The organism is Sodaliphilus pleomorphus, from assembly GCF_009676955.1.
Classification (GTDB): Bacteria; Bacteroidota; Bacteroidia; order Bacteroidales; family Muribaculaceae; genus Sodaliphilus; species Sodaliphilus pleomorphus.
On record NZ_CP045696.1, the window covers coordinates 3,239,011 to 3,262,933 of the forward strand.

Genomic DNA, 23,923 nt, shown 5'->3' on the forward strand with positions numbered 1-23,923 from the left:
TATTGTTTTAGTTTTAATCCATTCTGTTTTTATAATCCTCATAATCGAAGTGACGCAGTATCTCGCGTGTGCCGTCGCTGTGCTGTAGCACGAGGTCGGGATGTTGCAAGCCGTTGAACATAGTGGTCTTTACGGTCGTGTAGTGATTCATGTCCTCAAACGTGAGTTGCTGCCCGATCTCGAGTGGGTGCTCAAAGCTCCAGTCGCCCACATAGTCACCGCTCAGGCACGAGTTGCCGCCTATCCTGTAGGTGGGTTTGCTGTGATCTACCTCACTCAGCGCTTGAGTGATTGCAGGCTTGTAGGGCATCTCAAGGCAGTCGGGCATGTGGTCGGCAAACGACACATCTACAATGGCGGTCTTGATGCCGCTGTTTTCAACAATATCTACCACAGTTGATTCCAAATCTCCTGTTTGCCAGCAAAATGCGCTGCCAGGCTCAAGTATCACTTCAAGATTGGGGTGACGCTGCTTGAATGCTTTGAGCACGCCCACCAGATGGTCGGTGTCATATCCCTTGCGAGTCATCAAGTGACCGCCCCCCATGTTGATCCACTTGAGCTGTGGCATGAATTTGCCGAATTGGCGTTCGACAGCAACGAGTACCTTCTCGAGGTCGTGCGACGATGACTCGCACAAGGCATGAAAATGCAAGCCCTCGATGCCCTCTGGCATGTAGTCGAGCTGGTCGGCTGTAACGCCAAATCTCGACCCGGGGCAACTGGGGTTGTAGATGTCGGTGTCGATGACCGAGCACATGGGATTAACCCGCAGGCCGCAGCTTATGTGGCAGGGACTGGCATCGACAGCAGCCTTGAAGCGTTCATATTGTGCTACCGAGTTGAAGGTGATGTGGCTGCTTCCCTGTAAGAAGGCGCGCATGGTGTCGGGAGTGTAGGCCGGACAGTAGGTGTGAGCCTTGCAGTGCAACTCGTCGTTGGCCAGTCGCATCTCGTTGACCGAGCTGGCCGTGGAGCTTATCCCGTATTCTCTGAATATCGGGAAGGTCTTCCACAAGGCATTTGCCTTAAATGCCATGATGATTTTCACACCGGCGCGGTTGGCCACGTCGGTGATGATATCAAGATTGTGCCTTAGCTTGTCTTCATATACAATATAGTATGGTGTATTAAGATTCATCATTATCCTACAATGTCAAATTTTGCGAATTTTAGTAGCAACAGTTTCTGCCCGAGGGCATTGAAGTTTACCGTGATTTTGGCATCGGTAGTCAGGTCGATGTTGGTCACCGTGCCCTCGCCGAAGCGTGCATGTTTGATGACGGTACCCACATGCAGCTCGTCGGGGGTGTGTGCACTTCCTCCTCCAGTTGTTGGGCGGCCTTGCACTTGTCTCACGGGGGTGAGGCGGCGGGGTGAGGCGGCTTGCAAGTGTTGACTTTCGGCGCGTGTGGGACTGTCACTTGCCCTGTGACTTTGGTACTGGTGCGCGTTGTGTTCCTTGTATCCTTCTTCATTCTCTCTATCCCAACGGCTGTGGTAGCTGTCGTAGGACCCCGCTTTGCTGGCGGCAAACGAGGTTTGGCTCATGAGCAAAAGTTTTGGGTCGATGTCCATGATAAACCGGCTGGGAGCAACTGGCGTGGGCTTGCCAGCCATCACGACCGTGTCGGAATAGAGCATGATGCAGTTTTCTTTGGCCCGGGTAATGGCCACATAGAGCAAACGGCGCTCTTCCTCGATCTGTGCGAGCCTATCTTGGTTTTTATAAGAAGGAAATCGGTTGTCCTCAACCCCCGAGATGATAACGTTGCGGTATTCAAGCCCTTTGGCTGCGTGCACGGTCATGAGCGTCACGCAGTCGCCATCGGCGTTTTGATCGTTGTCCTGGTCGGTGGCAAGGGCAGCATCGGTGAGATACTCGGCCAGCGTTGCCACGTTGCCCGTCTCCTCCAGATGGTTGTCGACATATTCCTTCACACTGTTGAGCAACTCTTGCAGGTTCTCTTGCCGGCTTATGTTTTCGGGAGTCTTGTCGCCCATGAGTATTTCAAGCAGTCCGGTTTTTTCGATGATGCCACGGGCCGTTTCATAGGCATCCTTGCCCGCGCGGTCAAGTTGCTGGATTTCATCAACTTTCGCCTTGAACGATGCAATTTTCCCCAGGGTGCCACGATTCACGTCGAGACCGTAAAAGCCGGGACGGGTAATCACTTCCCACATGCTCACCTTCTTGCGGGCCGCACAGCGATGTATTTTTTCGACTGTGGTGTCGCCTATGCCGCGACGTGGATAGTTGATGATGCGCCTTATCGCCTCGTCGTCGGGATTGATTACCATCTTGAAGTAGCACAGTGCGTCTTTCACCTCCTTGCGCTGGAAAAATGCCAGCCCGCCATATATGCGGTAGGGGATGGGACTCCTCATATGACCATGGTCGTTGGCCAGGCCGCCGCTGTTGAGCGCCTTCTCGATGACACGCGACTGCGAGTTGGTGCGGTAGAGCACGGCAAAGTCGCTCCACTTGTAGCCCGCCTGTCGCTTGAGGCTGGCAATGGTGTTGGCTATGATGTAGGACTCTTCGTAGTCGCTTGCACACCTTATCACTCTCACTTTCTTGCCGGCACCGTTGTGGGTGAAGATGTGCTTGCGATACTGGTGTGTGTTGGCAGCGATGAGCGAGTTGGCCACGTCCAGGATGTTTTGCGTCGACCGGTAGTTCTCTTCCAATTTGAAGATTTTCAAGCCAGGATAGATGCTTTGTAGATTTAAAATGTTGTCGATGTTGGCACCTCTGAATGAGTAAATGCTTTGGGCGTCGTCGCCCACCACGCATATCTTGGTGTCGTCGCCCGCCAGTTGCTTGATGATGAGGTCCTGTGCAAAGTTGGTGTCTTGATACTCATCGACAAGAATGTACTTGAACTGCTGCATGTATCGGGCTCTCACGTCGGGATTGTCGCGCAGCAACACGTTGGTGTAGTAAAGCAGGTCGTCGAAGTCGAGCGCCTGGGAGTTGCGGCATTGTGTGCAGTAGGCATCATAGATGACTCCCAGGTAGGGCCGCTTGGCTTCGATGTCTTCTTGTGCCCAGCGCTTGTCGCGCTTGTAATCGGCCGGCGAGACCATGGCGTTTTTGAGATTGGAAATGCGCGCCTGTATGCTCGATGGCTTGTACACCTTGTCGTCATAGCCCAGGTCTTTGATGATGTGCTTTATGGCCGACACACTGTCGCTGGCGTCATATATCGTATAGTTGGACTTGAACCCGATTTTCTCGGCATTGAGGCGCAGTATGCGCGCAAAGATGGAGTGGAAGGTTCCCATCCACAGCTTGCCCAAGTCCTGGGCATCGAGCAACAGTTCCACTCTTTCCCGCATTTCACGTGCAGCCTTGTTGGTGAAGGTGAGTGCCATGATCTGCCAGGGTGCAACGCCCTGGTCGAGCAGGTAGGCTATCTTGTAGGTGAGCACACGTGTCTTGCCCGAGCCAGCTCCTGCAATCACAAGTTCTGGCCCGTCGGTGTAGAGCACAGCAGCCTTCTGCTGTGGGTTGAGCTGTTCTATATAGTTGCTTTGCAATGTGTTTTTTTGTTGACTTCTATTTCATTGCATATTGCTGCATCGAGCTGGCTGCGAGCTTCTGATAGGCATACACGCCTTGCTCGTTGAGGTTGACCGTCTGGAAGGTGCCGTTGGGGGCTATCATCTTCACGTGGCTGTCGTCGACATATTGCATGAATTTCATCTCCTTGCCATCCTTGTTGACCGACCACGAGTTGTCCTGTGCGTTGAAGTCAAGTTTCACGACCTCCTTGGTCTCTTTGTTGGTTATCGTGTAGCCTTTGCTGTCGCACTTCACCAGGTAGGTGCCGTTTTTGCCGTCGATGGTCTTGGTATAGGCTTGCACTGGGTTGTCGCCCGACCAGAATTCGATTGAGTTGATGACCAGCACGTCGGCCAGTGCCGAGAGCTCGTAGACGGGCAGTATCCAGAAGGCGGCAAACACAAGCTCGTTCACAAACTTGCTACCTACTTGGCGATTCCAATCGAGCACTTTGTTGGTGAGGGCAAAGCTTCCAATGCACGAGCTGAACGTGAGGGAGCATGCCAGTGTGATGGCTATTGCCGTTGTTAAATAGAATTTCTTCATAATTTTATTTTTTGTGATTAGTATCTTTGTTTATAAGTCTCATATTGGTCTTCTACCTTGTGCACATAGGCCACGGTCTCGCCACTGCGGAAGTACCCGTAGTGGCACACGGGGTCGCTGTAGTACTTCTCTATCGATTTCCACTTGAGGGCTTCCTCCACATTGTCGTACCACAACTGCGCATCTTTGCCATACTTCTGGGCAAGCCTGATAGCATCGACGATGTGCGACATGCCGCCGTTGTAGGCTGCAAGTACAAATTTCATGCGCTCCTGGCTGTTGCTCACATACTTGCTGAAGTATCTGTCGAGATAGTTGAGCTCGCTCACGGCGCATTGCACGTTGACCTCGGGGTCGAAAAGCCGCTCGGGGTCTATTCCCAGCGAGCGTGCTCCGCTTGGCATGATTTGCATGAGTCCCCTTGCACCAGCCCACGACACCTCGTTGGGCGAAAAGTCCGACTCGGTGCGGGCAATGGCGGCGAGCAGCAGCCAGTCGTAGGGGCAGCGACGTGCATATTTCTTGAAGAGCTCGTCGTAGGCCGAGATATCGCCGCTGTGTTTCACATAGTTCTTGCCGCCAGCAGCACTGGCCGATGAGCCTGAAGAACTTGATGTGCGGTTTTGCTCAAAGTAGCGATTGGCAATGTCCTCGGTGTAGAGCAGCGTGCGTTCGTTTGTGCTCCAGGCATCGATCGTGTCGGCCAGCCAGTCGTCGTTGAGGTTGACGGCCCACGACGAGCGTTGTGGAAAACTCACGTCGAGCCCGATGTCGATGTTGTTGTAGTAGGACTTGTCGATCTTGGCGATATCGTTGTCGGCCAGCGTGAGTGGGATGGTGCCGTTGTTCACGCCCTCGATGAGGTTCTCGACATTGACGGTGTCGCTCTCTACAGTGTGGATGTTGATTCCGCCCCCTATCTCACTGTCGAGGTTGCGCAACCGGGATTCGTATTTGGAGCCTTTCTCTACATATATGGTTTTACCCACGAGCTGGGTCACATTGCTGATGCGTCGCCGCGACTTGGGTTGCACCAGCACTTGATAGGTGGTGTTGGTCTCGCCGCAGTGCAGCACTTTCTCGTTGAACTCGGCCGTGACGGGGATCTCATATACCAGCAGGTCGACTTTCTTGGTCTTTATCATGTCGATGAGGGTGTGCATGTTGGGCGCAACCTTAAATTGCAACTTTATTTTCTTTGCTTTGGCAAAGTCGCACACGCGGTCATAGTCGTAGCCCAAGGTGTCGCCACGGTACAGGAAGAAGCTGGTGGGACTGTAGAGTGTGCCCACCCTCAATGTGTCGGGCATCTTGTGTGTCTCGACCACTACTCGCGGCGACGTGGCGCAAGACTGCCACAGCAGTGCCGTGAGTAGCAGTAGCAAGATAGTGTGTGCAGCAAGATGCCTCATGATAAAGTAGAAGAAAATGTTGTAAATCAGTATTCAAAAGTGCCTTCAGCACTCTTGATAGTAAGCCTGTTGCATTCGCCTGTCTCGACGTGACCTATGACTTGGGCATCGATGTTGAACGACTTGGCAATGTCGATGACCTCCTGTGCCTCGGCCTGGTCGACATATATTTCCATGCGGTGGCCCATGTTGAAGACTTTGTACATCTCCTTCCAGTCGGTACCCGACTCTTGCTTGATGAGCTTAAACAGGGGTGGAATGGGGAAGAGGTTGTCTTTTATCACGTGCTTGTTTTCTACAAAGTGCATGACCTTGGTTTGAGCGCCCCCCGTGCAGTGCACCATGCCGTGCACCTTGTTTCTCATTTGGTCAAGCACGACCTTGATGACCGGTGCATAGGTGCGGGTAGGAGAGAGCACAAGTTGGCCCACATTCACGGGCATCCCGTCGATGACGTCGGTGAGCAGTTTTGAGCCCGAATACACCAACTCTTCAGGGATGGCCCGGTCGTAGCTCTCGGGATACTTTGTGGCCAGATACTTGGCAAAGACATCGTGGCGTGCCGAGGTGAGGCCGTTGCTGCCCATGCCGCCGTTGTACTGGCGCTCATAGGTTGCCTGCCCGTAGCTGGCGAGACCCACAATCACGTCGCCTGCCTTGATGTTGGCATTGTCGACGACCTGGTCGCGGCGCATGCGGCAGGTGACGGTGCTGTCGACAATGATTGTGCGCACCAGGTCGCCCACGTCGGCGGTTTCGCCGCCAGTCGAGACGATGTTGACACCGGCATTATTCATCTCGTCGATAAATTCCTGCGTGCCGTTGATTACTGCCGAAATCACCTCGCCGGGTATCAGGTTCTTGTTGCGGCCAATGGTCGACGAGAGCAGAATGTTGCTTGTGGCGCCCACACACAGCAGGTCGTCGATGTTCATGACCACGGCGTCTTGAGCCACGCCTTTCCACACGCTCAGGTCGCCGGTCTCTTTCCAGTACACATAGGCGAGCGACGACTTTGTGCCTGCGCCGTCGGCATGCATGATGTTGCAGTAGTTGGGGTCGCCGGCCAGCAGGTCGGGAATGATTTTGCAGAAGGCAAGCGGATACAGCCCCTTGTCGATTTTCTTGATGGCGTTGTGCACGTCTTCTTTAGATGCCGACACGCCGCGCATGTCGTAACGTTGAGAACTCATGTGAAGTGTTGTTGTTTAAAAATAAGTCTTCAATAAAATGAAATAAACCAGTGTGGCCGGGCAGGCCATCAGGAAGCTGTCGAGCCGGTCGAGAAAGCCACCATGCCCTGGGATGATGTGGCTGGTGTCTTTGACTCCCACGGTGCGCTTGAGTAGCGATTCAGAGAGATCGCCCAGCGTGCCGAAAATCGGCACAATGAGCCCCATCCCTATCCAGCCCCACAGGGGCAGCGGGATGTCGTTGGAGCTCATCGGAAAGTACTGGCCCATGTAACTGCCCAGCACAGCAGCAACGACGATGCTCGCAATGGCACCGCCCCAGAAGCCTTCCCACGACTTGTGGGGAGATATGCGCTCAAAAAGCTTGTGCTTGCCTATGGCGCTGCCCACCAGATAGGCCCCCGAGTCGTTGACCCACAACAGGATGAAAATGGCCAGCAGCATCATGGGGCTGCCCACTGCACATATTGAGTTGGCCATACCCATGGGCACGGCTACAAATGCGATGCCGTAGAAACTCCTCTCAAGGCTGTGCACAGCATGGGTGATAGGGCTGTATAGCTGCAGGGGCACCCTGACAAGCAGGTAGATGATAATGGGCAGCATCCAGAACGAACGTGAGCCCGAGGCGGTATCGGCTGTGCCCGAGTACATCAAGAAAAAAGCCAGAAACACGCCCACACCGCCCAGGATGTCGATGATAGTAAACAATGGCGACATGACGTCGCCTTCTTGAGTGACTTTGTATACTTCCCATAAGCACAAGGCGGTCAACAGCCCAAATACCACGAGAAACAAGATGGGAGTGTATCGTATTGTCATGATTGCAAGCACGACAAGCACGACATATATGCTTCCCGAGAGTATACGTGTGAGTAAATTTTTCACTGTCCAATCTTATTTGTAATGCACAAAATTAAGCCATTTATTTGACGTTTCAAAATTTACCCTGTTTCGATATAATATTATGCATGTTGACGCGTTATAATATTGTGATTTTTTAACAGACCTGCCTATGCAGGCGGATTCCAGAAGCAAGTGCAAAGTTACGCTATTTTTCTTTAATCATGTCTTTGGGCTTTCGAAATCCGTTTTTCTTTCTTGGCCTGTTGTTTAATTTTTCGATGATGCTCTTGACATATAGCCTTGAAATTCCCCTAAAGTCCGTCTTCTTCGGAATATATTGCCTGATGAGCCCGTTCATGTTCTCGATAGCTCCCTTCTCCCACGAGCAGTACGGATGTGCGAAGTAAACTTTCGTGTTAAGTTCCCTCGCAATGATTTCGTGTGCGGCAAACTCCGGCCCGTTGTCTGTCGTTATCGACCTTACAGGCAACCCGCTCTCCCGTATGAGTCTCACCACGGCATATGCCAGTGGAACGGCCTGCTTTCCCGTATCGAGTTTCTCCATGAGCATAAAGCAGCTCCTCCTCTCAACCAGAGTAACGATGGCACCTTTGCCTTCCTTTCCTACGATGGTGTCCATCTCCCAGTCTCCTATGGTCTGTCCATAGTCCGTTTCCGGTCTTTCGTCAATGGAGAGGCGGTTGGGAATATGCGCCTTGGTGGTAAGCAAGGACTTTTGCCTTGGTCTGCCTCCATGCCTGAGGTGCTTTCGGATGTTGTCCCCGTAATGTGGGGAAAGGGCCGCTATCCAGTTGTATATGGTTGACTTGGACACCGTGATGCCCTCTTTCTTGCCAAGCCATCCGGCGACTTCCTCCGGCGACCACTGCTCCTTACGGATAAGTTCAAAAACACGGCTGCGTACATAGGGAGCGATACGGCGATTGCCAGGTGTCCTGGCCTTGCGTCGTTTGACTTTCAATACGGCCGTACGTGCGTCATAAACGCCTTTAGCATTAGAATTACGCCTTCGCTCACGAGAAACCGTGCTTACTGACACACCAATAGTCTCGGCTATGAAACTAAGTGAGAATTTCGTTTGGAGTAGCACACTTATTGTGTATCTTTGCTCCGAGGTTAATTGTTTATACATCACAATACAAAATTAATTAATCTTAGGGAGGGGAACGAAAGATCTCCTCTTTTTTTGTATTGCTTAAGTTATCCGCCAATGCTCTTTGGGGGCTTCGCGCCCCCAGCCGCAAGGCAAACCTCCGCGGTGTTTTTCATGTTTTAATGCACCGCAGAGTTTTGCACTTCTAATTGGAATTAGCAGTTTATGCGTTTCTGTCATTTGTTTGTATTAGCCCTTGCCCTGTTTGTGATGCTGGCGTGCACGTCTCGTGGCGGCAAGAAGGTAGCGGCCAGTTCTGCGACAGCAGCAACACTGCCGCCTGGCTGCGTTGATCTTTCGGGCGGTTATGGGGCCGACACGGCTTCGTCGGCCTTTTATTACCGAGGGCGCCTGATGGTGGTGAGTGATGCTGGCTCGTTCAGGGTGCTGGCCGACGGTTATGCAGCCGATGACTCGTCGGGCTATTTCGAGGGCAGGCCGTTCAGGGCGCAGTTCCCGCACACGTTGGCTGCGGTGGGTGGCGGCTATGCCAAAGATCGTTTCAGTGCCTATTATCGTGGTCGAGAGATTGCCACTGCCCAAGCCGGCACTTTCAAGCATGAGGGTGGCGACACGGCCCGCGACCAGCTCGACGTCTACATCAAGGGCGTGAAACAGTATTCCCGTTAAAATGTATATTATAGATATATGAGTTCTATCAACTATGATCTGAAGAAAATCAAGGGCATCGCCTTTGATGTTGATGGCGTGTTGTCGCCATCGACGATACCTCTTTCTCCCGACGGCGAGCCATTGCGCATGGTGAGCATAAAGGATGGCTATGCGCTGCAGCTGGCTGTGAAGCATGGCTACAACATCGCCATCATCAGCGGCGGCAACACTCGTGCTGTGCACACGCGTTTCTCTGCATTGGGCATCGACGACATCTATATGGGGGTCGCCGTGAAGCTCCCCGTGTTTGAGCAGTGGCTTGCCAAGTGCGGCCTGAGCCGTGACGAGGTGGCCTTTGTGGGTGACGACATTCCCGACTTGCCCGTGATGCAGGCTGCCGGTCTATCGGTTGCTCCTGCCGATGCCGCCCCCGAGCTCAAGACAGTGGCACGCTACATTTCGCCCTGCAACGGCGGCTATGGTGTGGGACGCGACTTGCTCGAGCAGGTGATGAAGGCTCATGGCGACTGGCTCGACGACAAGCACGCATTTGGATGGTAGGTTTAAAAAAAGTGTTTTCTTTACATATTATGTTAGACAATTTAAAGAAATATGATATCGTTCTGGCCAGTGGTTCACCACGCAGGCGAGAGTTGCTTGAAGGGCTTGGACTAAGTTTTCGGGTCGAGGTAATAAAGGGCATCAAAGAGTGCTATCCGCCTACACTGCCAGTAGATGAAGTGCCCGAATATCTCTCCCGGCTCAAGTCTCATGCCTATAATGTGACCGGCAACGAGCTTCTCATCACTGCCGATACCGTTGTTGTGCTTGGCGGTGAGTTGATAGGCAAGCCCCACGGCGAGCAGGAAGCGCGTGAAATGCTGCACAAGCTCTCGGGCAACACCCACACTGTGGTTACAGGCGTCACCATTGCCACTGTGCACGGGTCAGCATCGTTCAGCTGCAAGTCGCAGGTGGAATTTGCCGTGCTCACCGACGAGGAAATTGATTACTATGTCGACCGTTACCAGCCTCTCGACAAGGCTGGCAGCTATGGCATACAGGACTGGATAGGCTACATGGGCATTAAGGGTATAAACGGCTCGTTTTACAACGTGATGGGATTGCCTGTGCAGCGCCTCTACTCGGTGTTGAAGTCGATGTAGGCACAATACTTCGTGTCGCTGAAAATGGGAGTCAGGTACAACCGGTTGGCTACCTCTCCGTCCTGAAAGCCAGTGCTGCTATGAGCGATTGAAAATTGGCCGCGTTTGCCCATCATCATTCCCACTGCGCTCGACACGACTCCCATGGTTGTGCGCAGGTTCATTTCCACGCAAGGGTCGAGCTTGATATCCCCCCTGTCGTCTCGGTAAAGAATCATGTCGATGCCCACGTGACCGAGGTAGCCGGGGTCGATGATTGTGCCGAGTATCTCGACAAGGCAGGCCTTGATGTCGTCGATGGCGGGGCATTGTTTCTTTATAAGTTTTGATAAATTGCTTGTGGTTTCGACAAGGCCGTGGTTGTACTGGCTGTGGAAGTCGGTGCTGAAGACCGAGTATCCTACAAAGTCGACGTCGCTGCCATTGCAATAGAACTCCAAGGCAAAGTCGGCAGTCTTGTCGAGCCCTGTCTCGCACAGGAGCGAGCCTTGGCGCTTCAAGGCCCCGTTGCACCAGTTTCTAAAGTAAGGGTCGGTCGCATCTACAACGTGATACACGCCCTTGCCACTGCCTGACCATGGTGTTTTCACATAGCAGCCTGGGTGTCGACTTGCAAAGTCGAGCACAGCCTGCAGCGTGTCGACTTCGACAGGAACAGGAGAGAATTTCTTTTCAAGCCGTTGTTCAAGTTCGTGGTGTATTAAGATGGTGGTGCGGCGGTGCGACAGTTGCCGCAAGTGGTCGAGCACACGCTCGGCGGGCAGACTCTCGGGCTGTGCCCCAAGCCTGATGAGCCGTTTGCGCTCTACACGGTTCCATCCCCACGGGAAAAAGGTGGCTGTGGCATGGTTCTTGATTTCCTGCGGCAGTATCGCCATGACCCGGCTTTGCATGTCATTCACCCACGACTTGGCCTCGACGTCGGGCACTACAAGCAGCGAGCCCGCGTCGGCATACCACAAGGGTAGTGCTGCGAGGTCGTGTTGCAGCTGCCTGGCATGCGGGGGAGCCACATAGTGGTCGCCGCCTTGGGCCAGTGCCAGGTCGTGGTCGGGATTGAAAAGGTAGATTTTCTGCATCTGGGGCACAAAGTTACTAATAAAGTCAACAAAAATCCTGCCAAAGCGTTGACAAGTGTGATTTATTTTTTAACTTTGCACAAAAATATAAGAAACTGAATATGAAAGCTACTTTATACAACGAGCAATCGCAACCCATTGAGCCAGTCGACGAGCACAAGCTTGCTATAGCAACCGAGAAACCTGCCAAGGTTGAGCCGCCTCGCCAGAGCTACTACATCGTCAATTACAAAACGCTTGTGAAGCCCACAATCATTGCCTTTGTGATTTTTGTGATTTGGATTGTCGCTGAGTTTGTGTTTTAAGGGCTTGAAAATTGGGTGATTATATCAATTGGCTGAAAAATTTCGAAAAAAAGTTGCCCAAAACTATTGACAAGTAAAAAAAAGTTTGTAACTTTGCAACCGCAATTGGGAAGGTAACCACAACGTAACCGAGACAATTGCTAGAGAACATTAAACATTTTGGCCCATTAGCTCAATTGAATAGAGTGTCTGACTACGGATCAGAAGGTTATAGGTTTGAATCCTATATGGGTCACAATCAACAAAGTCAACTGGTTTGTATTCAACTGGTTGACTTTTGTTTTTTTACTGAATTTTTCCGAGAAACCCTGTGTCGAGTTGGGCTCGACATGGGTTATTTATTTTGCTACCAGTAGATGATGGCTAAACACTTTATAAGATAGAATGATTGAAATCGACGATGGCAGCGACATGCTCGACGTGTGGGCAGTGGCCGACAGCATTGCAACTGTGGCACAGGCCGTGTGCCCCAGCGGGGTGTGGGAGCTCAGGTATTGTGGTGGCGGCACCTTTGTGCTTGAGCTGAATGCTCACTTGGGCAACGAGCAGGGATGCGCGGCTTGCGCCCAGTTTTACCAGCAGGCCGACTATGAGGGCGAGGGCGAGCATGGCAGTCGCTTTGCAATAACTGCCCAACTCGATTGATTTAGTCGTTTCAAAAGTTGCACTTTGCCACTGGATTGATTAATTTTGTGCTACATTTTTGTTTGTTATGGAGAATAAGGAACTTGTTGAGATCATCTCGGAGAAGCTGGGTCGCAGCAAGAGCGACGTGGGCAAGCTTGCGACGGCACTGTGCGACGTGATCGAAGAGCGCTGTGGCGCTCTCGACAGCGTGGCCGTGCCGGGCTTTGGCACCTTTGAGGGCAAGAAGAAAAACGAGCGTGTGATGGTGAATCCCAGCAATGGCAAGCGCATGCTGGTGCCTCCAAAGATCACCTTGAATTTCAAGGTGAGCAATGTGTTGAAAACCCGACTTAAAAATAACGCTTGATCCCCATGAACAATAAAATCACATTTCCCGAACTCGTCGACATGGTGGCCAAGAAGGCCGGTACCAGCAAGCGTGTGGCCGAATTGTTTCTTAAGGAGCTTTTCGCCACAGTGACGCAAGCACTCGCTGCTGGAGAGAGTGTGAAAGTCAAGGGTATTGGCTCTTTCAAGGTCATCCAGGTGAATGCTCGTCGCAGTGTGAATGTGAATACTGGCGAAGAAATTGAGATACCAGGGCACCGCAAGTTGACTTTCGTGGCCGACAAGGCCATGGCCAAGGCTGTCAATCAGCCTTTTGCCCAGTTCGACACTGTGGTCTTGAACGATGATGTGACCGATGAGCAACTTGCCGCTGTCGACCAGGAACCTATAGCATCGAGCAATACAAACGACGAGGACGAAGCACCCCTTGAGCAGACCCCTGAGGCCGGCAGCGAGAAGCAGGCTGAGGCCGACGTAGAGGAAGCCATGGCTGCTGTGGTTAAGAGCTCTGCTGTTCCTGCCGATGAGGCAACTGAGGACGAGCCTGCCGACGAGCAGATAGAGACTCCTCCTGCCTTTGTGCCTACGTCATCGACTGTCGGGCTTTCGGCCCAGGAGTCAGCTGCATCATCCGAGCCACAACCCACAATTTCGCAGCCAGTGCAGCAGGATGATCAGGATGATCAGTCAGAATGTGAGGAGCCCATGGCGGGCGAAGACGAGCACACAGTGCAGCACTTGGAAACTGACGGTGACGGGCCAGTTGGAGATGGTGAGCACAGCCAAGAAGACGATCATGCGGTCGAGACTGCCGATGACGATACCTGCGATGAGCAACTCGCCGATGACAATGACGGCCGCATCGAAGCCGAGAAACAGAAGCGGCGCATCATGCATCGCTCTTTGCTCGAGGGCTTCGTTGTAGGTGTGGTTACTACAATCATCGTGTTGCTGGTGAGCTATCGTGTTTACCTGATGAAGTGTCCCAAAGGCGAGCGTTCCGCCGTTGGTGTCACGGCTGTCGACGCGGTAAAGCCAGCCCAGCCCAGTGCGCGCAAGATTGCATCGTCGCGTGTACCTCAGGGCAGGGCCGAGCGTGCAGCCACACCAGTTGCCAAAATCGAAGCTGCACCAGCAAGGGCCCAGGTTCAGCAGACGGTATACGACACCATCAAACCCAGTACCACGCTCAACCGCATGAGCTCTAAACACTATGGCAAAGGTGTGTTTTGGGTATACATCTACGAAGAAAACAAGGCGGTCATCAACGATCCCAACATGATTCCCATGGGCACGCGGCTCGTGATACCCCCCGCATCTAAATATGGCATCGACAAGAACAATCCTGCCAGTGTCGAGGCGGCCAAGAAAAAGCAGTCGCAAATCTACAATCGCATGCTCAAGAAAGGCAGCGCAGCCGGCAAGCGAACGGTCAAAGCCGCCGTAGGCAGCGGCAGCAAGAATAGACATGTTGCTGGCAAGCGACATGCAAAACATTGACAATAGCGGTGCCATGACGAGAGCGGTCACATTTCTCAGCCTAAATGTGACCGCGCTTTGGTTCACGTACTGTTGCGGCATGTTTTGCACTACCCACTACAGTGGCAATTTCAACATTTAAGCGATTTAACTTAATTAAGTAAATTATAACTACAATCTTTATCACGTTTTTAGGGCAAAATCATAATTTTGCACAACAAAAATGGAGAATAAAAACAAAAATATAACGAAGTACAAAAAAATATATCATTTGCAGCTATGGGAGAGTCTGTCAATATAAGAGAATTAAATGACTTAATTGCAAGTAAGAGTAACTTTGTGAGCATGATACAACAGGGCATGGACCAGACTATCGTGGGCCAGAAGCACCTTGTCGACTCATTGCTCATCGCCCTGCTGGCCAACGGGCATGTGCTGCTTGAGGGTGTGCCAGGCCTGGCCAAGACCTTGGCCATAAAAACACTGTCGCAGCTCATCGATGCCAAGTTCAGCCGCATCCAGTTTACCCCCGACTTGTTGCCTGCCGACGTTGTGGGAACAATGGTCTACAGTGTGCAGAAAGAAAAGTTTGAGACCAAAAAGGGTCCTGTGTTTGCCAACTTTGTGCTTGCCGACGAGATTAATCGTGCTCCTGCCAAGGTGCAGAGTGCTTTGCTCGAAGCCATGCAAGAGCGACAGGTGACCATAGGCGACCAGACGTTTGCTCTCGACGACCCGTTTCTTGTGCTTGCCACCCAGAACCCGATCGAGCAAGAAGGCACCTATCCGTTGCCTGAGGCTCAGGTTGACCGTTTCTTGATGAAGGTGGTGATAGGCTACCCCAACAAGGAGGAGGAGAAACAAATTGTGCGCATGAACATCAGTCCTTCTCGGCCCAACATTCAGCCTTTGGTGAGTCCGCGCGACATCATCGAGACCCGCGACGTTGTCAACAAAATCTATATCGACGAAAAAATAGAACGATATATCGTCGACATTGTTTTTGCCACACGTTTCCCCGACGATTACCGCCTGTCCGACCTCAAGAGCATCATTTCATTTGGCGCTTCGCCGCGAGCATCGATAAGCATGGCGCTTGCAGCACGTGCCTATGCCTTCTTGCGAGGTCGCGGCTACGTGATTCCTGAGGACGTGCGTGCCGTGTGTCACGATGTAATGCGCCATCGTCTGGGCCTTTCCTATGAGGCCGAGGCCAACAATATCAGCGCCGACGAGGTCATAAGCGAGATTCTCGACAAGGTAGCCGTGCCATAGCGACCGCTTGGCTGAGCGTTGTGCTTAGACCATAGTCTTCCTATTTTTACGTGTGTCACGCAAGGCACCGTCATAAATGCTGTAACAATTATGGATGCGAGTGAATTAATATCTAAAGTCAGGAAAATAGAAATCAAGGCCAAGGGTTTGTCGCAGAATGTGTTTGCTGGCGAGTACCATTCGGCTTTCAAAGGGCGCGGCATGACCTTCAGCGAAGTGCGTGAGTACCAGTATGGCGACGATGTGCGCGACATTGACTGGAATGTGACTGCACGCAGCAATCGCCCCTATGTCAAAGTCTACGAGGAGGAACGTGAGCTCACTGTCATGTTGCTTGTAGATGTGAGCGGAAGCCAGGACTTTGGCGCCGTGGGCGATTCAAAGCGGGAAATGATGACCCAGGTTGCTGCCACTCTTGCCTTTTCGGCTATCGAGAACAACGACAAGGTGGGCGTGATTTTCTTCAGCGACAAGATAGAAAAATTCATTCCGCCCAAGAAGGGACGCAAGCACATCCTGCTTGTTTTGCGCGAGCTGCTCGACTTCACACCCGAGAGCAAGGGCACCGACTTGAACCGCGCTTTGGAGTTTCTCACCAGTGCCCTCAAGCGTCGGTGCACAGCCTTCTTGATAAGTGATTTTATAGATGAGCACGACTATTACAAGGCTTTGTCGATAGCCAACAGCAAGCACGATGTGATAGCCATTCAAGTCTATGATAAGCGTGAGGCCACGATGCCCAATGTGGGCTTGATGCGAGTAGCCGATGCCGAGAACGGCGCCGAGCGTTGGGTCGACACTGGCAGCAAGCATGTGCGTCAGGCTTTTGACCGCTGGTGGTACAAGCGCCAGCTCAACATGAGCGACACGTTGCGCCGCAGTCGCGTCGACCTGGCCTCGATTGCTACCGACGAGGACTATGTAAAAGCCCTCATGGGCATGTTCAAGCGTCGGGTTGTTACACATTAGTCTGTTTCAACTTTAATGATGAAAGATGAAATCATATAAAAAATATCTCACGTTATGCTTGGCTATGCTTGTCATGCCCGTATGGGCAATGGCGGGCAATGCCACCCTCACAGCCAAAATCGACACCCTGCATGTACTCATGGGCAAGACTCGTGTGGTGTCGCTCCAGCTGGTGAAGGACAAGAGCATGAGAGGGGAGTTTTTGTGCGACAAGGTCGACACGGTCAATGCACATGTCGAGATTGCGCACAGGCCCACACCCAAAGTGACCTCACTGGGAAGCGACCGCGAGCAAATCGATAAGCAACTCGTGATTCAGGCTTTTGAACCAGGCGAGTATTCGGTTGGACCATTTGTTTATATTGCTGGTCGCGACACATTGAAATCCAACGTGTTGCGATTGCGTGTCGACTCGATAAAAGTGAATGAGAAGGGCGATATCAAGGATTTTGCTCCAGTCATCAAGCCACCCTACAAGTTCTTTGACTGGGTGCCCGATTTTGTCACTCACTTGTGGTGGCTGTGGCTCTTGGGCGCTATCCTTGCTGCTGCCACGTGGTACTACTATAAGTTTATGCGCAAGGGCAAGAACCCCTTTAAGCGGGAGAAGAAGCGTCTTCCCCCTTACGAGGAGGCCATGCAGCGTCTCGCGTTGCTCAAGGCCCAGCAGCTGTGGCAGAACAACCAAGAAAAGGAATACTACACAGGTCTCACCGATATATTGCGAGTGTATATCGACCGTCGTTTCCACGTCAACGCCGTTGAAATGACATCAACCCAAATCATCGAGTCGCTCAAGCAGAACCCCGAGACCAAACTTGTAAACGACCAGCTGAGCGAGATACTTGCCATGGCCGATTTCGTGAAATTTGCAGGCCAGCGTCCCCTTGCCGACGACAATGAGCGTTCGATGGCTCGGGCTGAGAATTTTGTGGAGGCTACAAAGCCTGTTGTGGTTGTGGCACATGGAGAAGAAGACAGTGTCGCAGCCTCAGATTATGAAACAGGAAAGGAGGCAACAAAATAATGATGAATTTAGCACATCCTGGCTACTTGTGGCTGTTTTTGCTTTTCATCCCGCTCATTGCATGGTATGTGTGGTGCGAGAAGCATGGCAGTGCCAGCCTTAGGCTGTCGTCGACCTCTGCTTTTTCCAGCACGGGTACCAGCTGGAAAATATGGGTGAAACACCTCATGTTTGGCTTCAAACTGGCTGCTTTGGGCTGCCTCATTGTGATACTGTGCCGGCCGCAGACCTACGACCGCTGGGCAACGAGCGATGCCGAAGGCACCGATATCGTGATGGCTGTCGACATCTCGGCCAGCATGCTGTCGAAGGATTTAAAGCCCAATCGGCTGGAGGCCGCCAAGCAAGTGGCCAAAGACTTTGTGATGAAACGTCAGAACGATGAGATAGGTCTTGTCATCTTTGCCGGCGACGGCTTTACTCAAGTACCGATGACTACCGACAATGCACTGCTCGTGAATGCAATCGGAGAGCTCGATGTGCGCATGCTCGACAGCAATGGCACTGCCATAGGCGACGGTATTGCCACAGCCATCAATCGCATCAAGGGCGGTAAAGCAAAGTCGAAGAGCATCATCCTGATTACCGATGGCACCAACAACACAGGCGTTGTCGCTCCGCTCACGGCGGCTCAGATTGCTGCTCGCGACTCAATACGCATCTACACCATAGGTGTGGGCACACGCGGCACCGCGCTCACCCCCTATGCTCAGGATTTTGCAGGCAACTTGCTCTACAAGCCCATGCCGGTAACTATCGATGAGCCCACCTTGCAGCGCATAGCCTCAATCACTGGCGGCAAGTATTTTCGGGCTACTGGCAATGGGGTGTTGAATAATATATTTAATGAGATTGACAAGTTGGAGAAAACAAAAATCGACGTGCAGCACTTCAGCAACACACAAGACAATTATATGCCCTGGGCCTATGCCTTGCTGCTGCTTGTGCTCATCGACATGCTTGTGGAATACACGGTGCTGCGCCGCGTTCCGTAGTTTCCTTCTTTTTGTTACAATTGTTTAATTTAATGAATATAAGGATTTAAGACTATGTTTAGTTTTGCTAATCCACAATATTTATACCTGCTTCTCTTGCTGCCCATTGTTGCTGTGATATTTTGGGCAGCACGCAGGGGGCGTGCTCGCAACATTGCACGTTTTGGCCAGCCGGCACTCGTGGCTGGCCTGATGCCTGATGTGTCGCGTTACAAGCCGTGGATCATTCTTTCGCTTCGGTTGCTGTTGCTGGCTTGCGTGGTTGTCATCCTGGCACGGCCCAGGGCAGGCGCCAAGCAGACCAATACTACCGTGCATGGTGTAGAGGTGATGGTGTGTGTCGATGTGTCCAACTCGATGAATGCTGCAGCCGACGACAACATGAGCGAGATAAGCCGTCTGCAACGCAGCAAGATGTTGATGCAGAAACTTATCGACAAGCTCCAGGGCAACAAGGTGGGCCTCATCGTCTTTGCCGGACAGGCCTACATGCAGATGCCGCTCACGCCCGATGCACAAAGCGCCAAAATGTATCTCAACGAGATAAGCACTACCATGGCCCCCTCGCAGGGTACCGCCATTGGGGGCGCTATTGCCATGGCCGAGAGCTCGTTTTCCAAGAACCCTCACACGCAGAAGTCGATCATTGTCATTACCGATGGCGAGAACTTTGAGGACGATGCTGTGGGAGCCGCTAAGCAGGCTCGCAAGGCAGGCATTCAAGTAAATGTGGTCGGCATAGGTTCGACCAAGGGCTCTCCCATACCCACGGCACATGGCTACATGACCGACGATCAAGGCAAGGAGGTGCTCACTCGTCTCGACGAGAGCGACGCCCAGAAGATTGCTGCCGCTGGCAGGGGCGTATATGTAAACGGGGCCTCCAACGAGGCTGTCGACGACATTCACCAGGCATTGCAAAAACTGTCGAAGAGCGACTTGGGCTCTTATGTCTATACCCTTGCCGATGAGCAATTCCCCGTTTTTGCCTGGATCGCATTGGTGCTTCTCATTGCCCAAATGCTGGTGATTGACCGTAAAAACCCGTGGTTGAAAAAGTACAATTTCTTTACAAAAGAACAGAAACATGAAACACAAGCTTAAAATAAGGTTTTGGCCACTGCTCGTGTTGTTGCTCATGCCGTGCACGGTTGTTGCTCAGGCCCAGCAGCCTGTAACTGTGAAACAGGAACGCAACCATGTGCGTGCCGGCAACCGCCTTTACCAGGCAAAGCGCTACAACGATGCCGAGGTAGAATACCGCAAGGCTCTTGAGGCCAATCCGCGGTCGGCCATGGCCCAGTTCAATCTGGCCAGTGCGCTCCTGCGCGAGGATGCCGCCAGCGGTGCCAAGGCCCAGCAGCAAGCGAGCAAGCAGCACAGCGAGGCTGTGCGCCTGCTCACCAACCTGGAAAAGTCGTGCTCTGACCCCGACATTGCCAGCAAATCCAGCTATGACCTGGGCAACTTGCTCTATAAGCAGCAAAACTACCAGGAGGCAATTGCACACTATGAGCAAGCACTGCGCAAGAACCCCGGCTATGACAATGCCCGTTACAACTTGCGCATGGCTCAGCTCAAACTCAAGCAGAGCAAAAACAACAAGCAGAACAAGAACAATAAAAACGACAAAAACAAAGGCAAGAACAAGAACAAGAATAAAGACAAAAATCAGAACAAGCAAAATCAGCAGAATAAGCAGGATCAAAAGCGCAAACAGCGGCAAGGCGGCATGAGCAGCGATAATATGGACCAGATACTGCGCACGATGCAGAATCAGGAGAATGCTACTCGTCAACGCGTTGAGCAGCGCAAGGCACAGATGCAGGCTGGCGAACGTGCCCGCACGCAATACAAATGGTAAACGATGAATAAACGCAGTTATCACATAGTCGTTGCATTGCTGCTATACCTGACAGCTTCACTGCCAGGTGTGGCTCAGTCGCTCAGGTATGCAGGCGGCGGCAGTATGGGCGACAACAAGTTCCAATTGGTTTATGAACTCACGGGTGCTCGTAGCGCAGGGGGCATCGTTCCGCCTGCTATCGACGGGGCTAAGTGCATCTATGCCTCGGGCGCCGAAAAAATAGGAGAGAGCTCGTCGGTGGTGGTTGTAAACCGCAAGGTTGTTGAAAACACCAGTAGTGGCACCTATCGTTACACACTCACCTACAAGGCTGAGAAAACAGGCCGCCTCAAGGTGGGCGTTGCGCAGGCAACTGCCAACGGCCACAAAGTGACTGCGCCAGGCTTGACCGTTGTAGTCTCTGGCCACGTGCAGCGCGGTCCATCGATTGCACAGCAAGTGGCTGCCATGTCGGGCGGTCCGGTCAACATGGCCGATCCTTTTACCCAGACGGCCAACAAACCCATCAGCAACAAGGATCTATATGTGCGCATCGAGATGTCGAAGCCCAAGGTCTACGAGCAGCAGGCTGTGGTGTGCACCATCAAGCTCTATACCAAGTTTCCGATACGTCCCGAAATCATTCCACTCAAGCAGCCATCGTTCACAGGATTCTTGATTGAGGAGATTCAGAATGTGGGACAAGTCAATATTGAGAATGTGGGTGGGCAGAATTATTACACCGCTGTGCTCAAGAAGTGCATTCTCTATCCTCAACAGTCGGGCACACTCACTATCAACTCGGGCGAGTTCGATATCACCCCTGTGCAACGCGATGTGTATGTGGGGCTCAACAGCGCCATCGCAGTGCCTCACGACACCAAGCTGCGCGTGAAGTCAAATTCCGCCAGTGTTCACATTCTGCCGTTGCCCAATCCTCGTCCTGCCGGCTTTACGGGCGCTGTGGGCAGCTTCTCGGTGAAAACCCAGGTCTCTCCCGCGCAATTGAAAACTTTCCAGCCCGCCACGTTCACCTATGTGGTAACTGGTTCGGGCAACATCAAGTATATCAAGGCTCCCGATGTGAAATTTCCCAAGGAATTTGACACCTACGATCCACAAAACAAAATCAACACCAGTGCCGAGGGCAACGATGTGCGCGGCACGGTCACGTTTACCTACCAGTTTATTCCACAATATGTGGGCAAGTTCAAGATTCCTGCCAGCGATTTTGTCTACTTCAATCCTGGCACTGGCCGGTATGAAACCATACATGTGCCCGAGCTCACGCTTGATGTGGCCAAGGGGGCAGGCAAGCCGTCGAGCCACTACAAGAAGATGCAAGACATGATGACCGACATCAATGCCCTGCACAAGGGCGACTTGAATGTGAGCAGGCAACACAGCTACTATATTGCTCAGCCTGGCTACTGGTTGTGGTTCCTTGTGCCGGCATTGCTTCTTGCTGCCGTGGTCGTCTACTGCCGCAAGTTGTTGCGAGAGCGTGCCGATGTGAAGCTCATGCGCACCAAGCGAGCAAGCAAGCTGGCACAGAAGCGTCTCAAGCGTGCCAAGAAGTATATGGCTGCCAGCGACGCCAATGCCTTCTATGCCGAGGTCCTCAATGCCACATGGGGCTACTTGGGCGACAAGCTCACGATACCGGTATCGGAGTTGAGCAAGGACAATATCGACAGTGAGCTTGAAAAGTATGGTGTTGATGCCGACTTGCGTACTGCCACCCTTGAGCTGCTCGACAAGTGCGAGTTTGCCCAGTATGCACCTCAGCTTGCAAGTGGCGATTTGAAAACTGTATTTGACCAGGCGGCCTCGTTGATGGATCGTCTTGAAAGCGTGAAACGCAAAAAGAATATAGCACAATCATGAAAAAGATATTATGCATTCTCATCGTCGCTTGCTGCCTGCCTGTGATTGCTGCAGCTGCCGACAACAACGTGGCACTTGCCGACAGTGCCTATGAGCGCGAGCATTATCAAGAGGCGTTGCAGCGTTATCTCTACGAGGTAAAAAACCATGGCACATCGAGCGACCTGTTCTACAACATAGGCAACACCTACTATCGCATGCGCGACAACACGCACGCCATACTCTACTATGAGCGTGCCCTCCAGCTTGACCCATCCAACAGCGATGCACGCGAGAACCTGGACTTTGTGCGTGAGAAGGCTCACATCAGCGAGGATACCGGCGCTTCATTTTTCTCCGATTTCTTCGAGTCGCTCGTGAGGCGAGAGTCGAGCAACACGTGGGCGGTGATTGCTGCAGTCTCATTCATCTTGTTTCTTGCTGCTGTGGCACTCTATCTCTTTGTCGACCAGGTGGCCTTGCGCAAAATCGGTTTTTTTGGAGGTGGTGTGCTCCTGCTTGCCACTGTGCTTGCAGTTGCGAGTGCACTCTACCTGTATTCTCAAACCAAGAACCAGACCCAGGCCATAGTGATGGTGCCCAGCAGCACGTTGAGCACGGCACCCCATGCCCCGTCGGCACGCGAGGTGGCTTTCAGCTTGGCCCAGGGCCACAAGGTGTCGATTCAGGACTCTGTCGTCAACAACTCGGGCGTGACAACACAGAAGTGGTATAGGGTTGAGACTGCCGATGATAGGTCGGCTTGGATCAACGCTGCCGACATTGAGAAAATATAAACTTGTTTTTCTCAGAAACCTCATCACATCTCTTTCTTATGCTTCAATATCTGAAATCAATCGATGCACAGCTGTTTATGGCCATCAACAGCGCTCATTGTCCCTATATCGACAACTTCATGTGGACGGTGAGTACCAAGTACTCGTGTGTGCTCATTGCGCTTGCACTGCTCTATGTGTTGTATCTCAAGGGGTGGAAGCAGATGCTTGTGGCACTGGGTGCCGTTGCGCTCGTTGTGCTGCTGGCCGACCAGGTGTCGTCGAGCATCATCAAGCCCATGGTTGAGCGATTGCGCCCGTCGCATGACCCGGCATTGGCGGGCATGGTGCACGCCGTTAACGGATATGTTGGCGGCCAGTTTGGCTTTGTGTCGAGTCATGCTGCCAATAACTTTGGGGTTGCATTGCTTGTTTCACTGTTCTTGCGCAACCGCTGGGCCACGATATCCTTGATGTTGTGGGCCCTGCTCGTGAGTTATAGTCGCATCTACCTGGGCGTGCATTTCCCTGGCGACATTTTGGGAGGCATCGTTGTGGGTCTGGGTGCAGGATGGCTGGTATATGCCTTGTGGCGCTGGCTGCAAGGCAAGTATGACTATGGCGGCCCGCGTCGGCTTTTCAATGCCTGCGATGCACAGGTCGTGGCAGGTTCGGTGCTTTGTAATGTGTTGATAATAGCAATAATTGCTGCTTTTGGGTGAGATTTGCTTGAAAATAATGGTAGAAAAGTTTTGTTTATCGCAACTTTCTTACTAATTTTATAGCACTAATTTAAATTTAAATCATTAACTAA

Annotated in this window: 24 protein-coding genes and 1 tRNA gene; 17 read left to right on the forward strand and 8 right to left on the reverse strand. The window is 52.3% G+C overall.

The genetic code is table 11. The annotated features are described in order from the left end of the window. Window positions 1-13: 13 nt before the first annotated feature. From nspC to GF423_RS13585, 7 genes are all read right to left on the reverse strand, one after another. Window positions 14-1,144 carry a carboxynorspermidine decarboxylase gene (gene nspC, locus GF423_RS13555; RefSeq protein ID WP_154328857.1) on the reverse strand — a complete coding sequence of 377 codons (1,131 nt, stop codon included), beginning with the start codon at window positions 1,142-1,144 and terminating at the stop codon, window positions 14-16. After that, entirely contained in the window at window positions 1,144-3,543 is a 2,400-nt protein-coding gene (locus GF423_RS13560) for an ATP-dependent helicase (protein ID WP_154328858.1), read from the reverse strand. Before GF423_RS13560 ends, nspC begins: the two co-directional genes overlap by 1 nt. A gap of 19 nt (window positions 3,544-3,562) precedes the next feature. Beyond that, a complete protein-coding gene (locus GF423_RS13565) occupies window positions 3,563-4,114 on the reverse strand; it encodes a DUF3332 domain-containing protein (RefSeq protein WP_154328859.1) in 552 nt (183 codons plus the stop codon). A gap of 17 nt (window positions 4,115-4,131) precedes the next feature. Beyond that, window positions 4,132-5,499, reverse strand: a complete 1,368-nt coding sequence (locus tag GF423_RS13570) for an MltF family protein (RefSeq protein WP_206113288.1) — start codon at window positions 5,497-5,499, stop codon at window positions 4,132-4,134. Between the two features lie 53 nt (window positions 5,500-5,552). Beyond that, window positions 5,553-6,719, reverse strand: coding sequence for an AIR synthase related protein (locus tag GF423_RS13575; RefSeq protein WP_154328861.1), 1,167 nt, complete (start codon window positions 6,717-6,719; stop codon window positions 5,553-5,555). A gap of 15 nt (window positions 6,720-6,734) precedes the next feature. After that, a complete protein-coding gene (locus GF423_RS13580; protein ID WP_154328862.1) occupies window positions 6,735-7,607 on the reverse strand; it encodes a phosphatidate cytidylyltransferase in 873 nt (290 codons plus the stop codon). 163 nt (window positions 7,608-7,770) lie between these two features. Continuing rightward, window positions 7,771-8,718: an IS30 family transposase gene (locus GF423_RS13585; protein WP_154326857.1), complete on the reverse strand. Its 948-nt coding sequence runs from the start codon at window positions 8,716-8,718 to the stop codon at window positions 7,771-7,773. A 201-nt stretch (window positions 8,719-8,919) separates the two neighbouring features. On the opposite strand from GF423_RS13585, the gene GF423_RS13590 reads away from it, so the two are divergent. The 3 genes from GF423_RS13590 to GF423_RS13600 are packed head-to-tail and all read left to right on the forward strand — an operon-like array spanning window position 8,920 to window position 10,517. Then, a complete protein-coding gene (locus tag GF423_RS13590; protein ID WP_206113289.1) occupies window positions 8,920-9,369 on the forward strand; it encodes a DKNYY domain-containing protein in 450 nt (149 codons plus the stop codon). An 18-nt stretch (window positions 9,370-9,387) separates the two neighbouring features. Further along, window positions 9,388-9,912, forward strand: a complete 525-nt coding sequence (locus GF423_RS13595) for a KdsC family phosphatase (RefSeq protein ID WP_154328864.1) — start codon at window positions 9,388-9,390, stop codon at window positions 9,910-9,912. Window positions 9,913-9,941: 29 nt separating this feature from the next. Then, window positions 9,942-10,517, forward strand: a complete 576-nt coding sequence (locus tag GF423_RS13600) for a Maf family nucleotide pyrophosphatase (protein ID WP_154328865.1) — start codon at window positions 9,942-9,944, stop codon at window positions 10,515-10,517. Here the strand turns inward: GF423_RS13600 and GF423_RS13605 are convergent. After that, window positions 10,493-11,596 (reverse strand): hypothetical protein, encoded by a 1,104-nt coding sequence (locus GF423_RS13605; RefSeq protein WP_154328866.1) that lies wholly within the window; start codon window positions 11,594-11,596, stop codon window positions 10,493-10,495. The two genes, GF423_RS13600 and GF423_RS13605, sit on opposite strands and share 25 nt — an antisense overlap. A gap of 101 nt (window positions 11,597-11,697) precedes the next feature. Between GF423_RS13605 and GF423_RS13610 the strand changes: the two genes are divergently transcribed. From GF423_RS13610 to GF423_RS13675, 14 genes are all read left to right on the forward strand, one after another. Further along, window positions 11,698-11,901: a hypothetical protein gene (locus GF423_RS13610; protein WP_154328867.1), complete on the forward strand. Its 204-nt coding sequence runs from the start codon at window positions 11,698-11,700 to the stop codon at window positions 11,899-11,901. Between the two features lie 161 nt (window positions 11,902-12,062). Further along, a tRNA-Arg gene (locus tag GF423_RS13615) sits at window positions 12,063-12,136 on the forward strand. Between the two features lie 149 nt (window positions 12,137-12,285). Next, entirely contained in the window at window positions 12,286-12,546 is a 261-nt protein-coding gene (locus GF423_RS13620) for a hypothetical protein (protein WP_154328868.1), read from the forward strand. 67 nt (window positions 12,547-12,613) lie between these two features. Next, entirely contained in the window at window positions 12,614-12,895 is a 282-nt protein-coding gene (locus GF423_RS13625) for an HU family DNA-binding protein (RefSeq protein ID WP_154328869.1), read from the forward strand. 5 nt (window positions 12,896-12,900) lie between these two features. Next, window positions 12,901-14,376, forward strand: coding sequence for an HU family DNA-binding protein (locus GF423_RS13630; protein ID WP_154328870.1), 1,476 nt, complete (start codon window positions 12,901-12,903; stop codon window positions 14,374-14,376). Between the two features lie 258 nt (window positions 14,377-14,634). Continuing rightward, a complete protein-coding gene (locus tag GF423_RS13635) occupies window positions 14,635-15,630 on the forward strand; it encodes an AAA family ATPase (RefSeq protein ID WP_154328871.1) in 996 nt (331 codons plus the stop codon). A 90-nt stretch (window positions 15,631-15,720) separates the two neighbouring features. Next, the gene (locus GF423_RS13640; protein WP_154328872.1) at window positions 15,721-16,599 is read left to right on the forward strand and encodes a DUF58 domain-containing protein; all 879 of its coding nucleotides are present in this window, start codon (window positions 15,721-15,723) and stop codon (window positions 16,597-16,599) included. A 25-nt stretch (window positions 16,600-16,624) separates the two neighbouring features. Then, on the forward strand, window positions 16,625-17,626 hold the full coding sequence (locus tag GF423_RS13645; RefSeq protein WP_154328873.1) for a cell wall anchor protein: 1,002 nt from the start codon (window positions 16,625-16,627) through the stop codon (window positions 17,624-17,626). Beyond that, complete coding sequence (locus GF423_RS13650; RefSeq protein ID WP_394367035.1) at window positions 17,626-18,621, forward strand: vWA domain-containing protein; 996 nt, start codon at window positions 17,626-17,628, stop codon at window positions 18,619-18,621. Before GF423_RS13645 ends, GF423_RS13650 begins: the two co-directional genes overlap by 1 nt. Before the next feature lie 54 nt (window positions 18,622-18,675). Further along, the gene (locus tag GF423_RS13655; RefSeq protein WP_154328874.1) at window positions 18,676-19,725 is read left to right on the forward strand and encodes a VWA domain-containing protein; all 1,050 of its coding nucleotides are present in this window, start codon (window positions 18,676-18,678) and stop codon (window positions 19,723-19,725) included. Then, window positions 19,709-20,485 (forward strand): tetratricopeptide repeat protein, encoded by a 777-nt coding sequence (locus tag GF423_RS13660; protein WP_154328875.1) that lies wholly within the window; start codon window positions 19,709-19,711, stop codon window positions 20,483-20,485. The genes GF423_RS13655 and GF423_RS13660 overlap by 17 nt, the downstream gene beginning before the upstream one ends. 3 nt (window positions 20,486-20,488) lie before the next feature. Further along, a complete protein-coding gene (locus GF423_RS13665) occupies window positions 20,489-22,354 on the forward strand; it encodes a BatD family protein (RefSeq protein WP_154328876.1) in 1,866 nt (621 codons plus the stop codon). Continuing rightward, a complete protein-coding gene (locus GF423_RS13670; RefSeq protein ID WP_154328877.1) occupies window positions 22,351-23,130 on the forward strand; it encodes a tetratricopeptide repeat protein in 780 nt (259 codons plus the stop codon). Before GF423_RS13665 ends, GF423_RS13670 begins: the two co-directional genes overlap by 4 nt. 38 nt (window positions 23,131-23,168) lie before the next feature. Further along, entirely contained in the window at window positions 23,169-23,831 is a 663-nt protein-coding gene (locus GF423_RS13675) for a phosphatase PAP2 family protein (RefSeq protein ID WP_154328878.1), read from the forward strand. Window positions 23,832-23,923 lie beyond the last annotated feature (92 nt).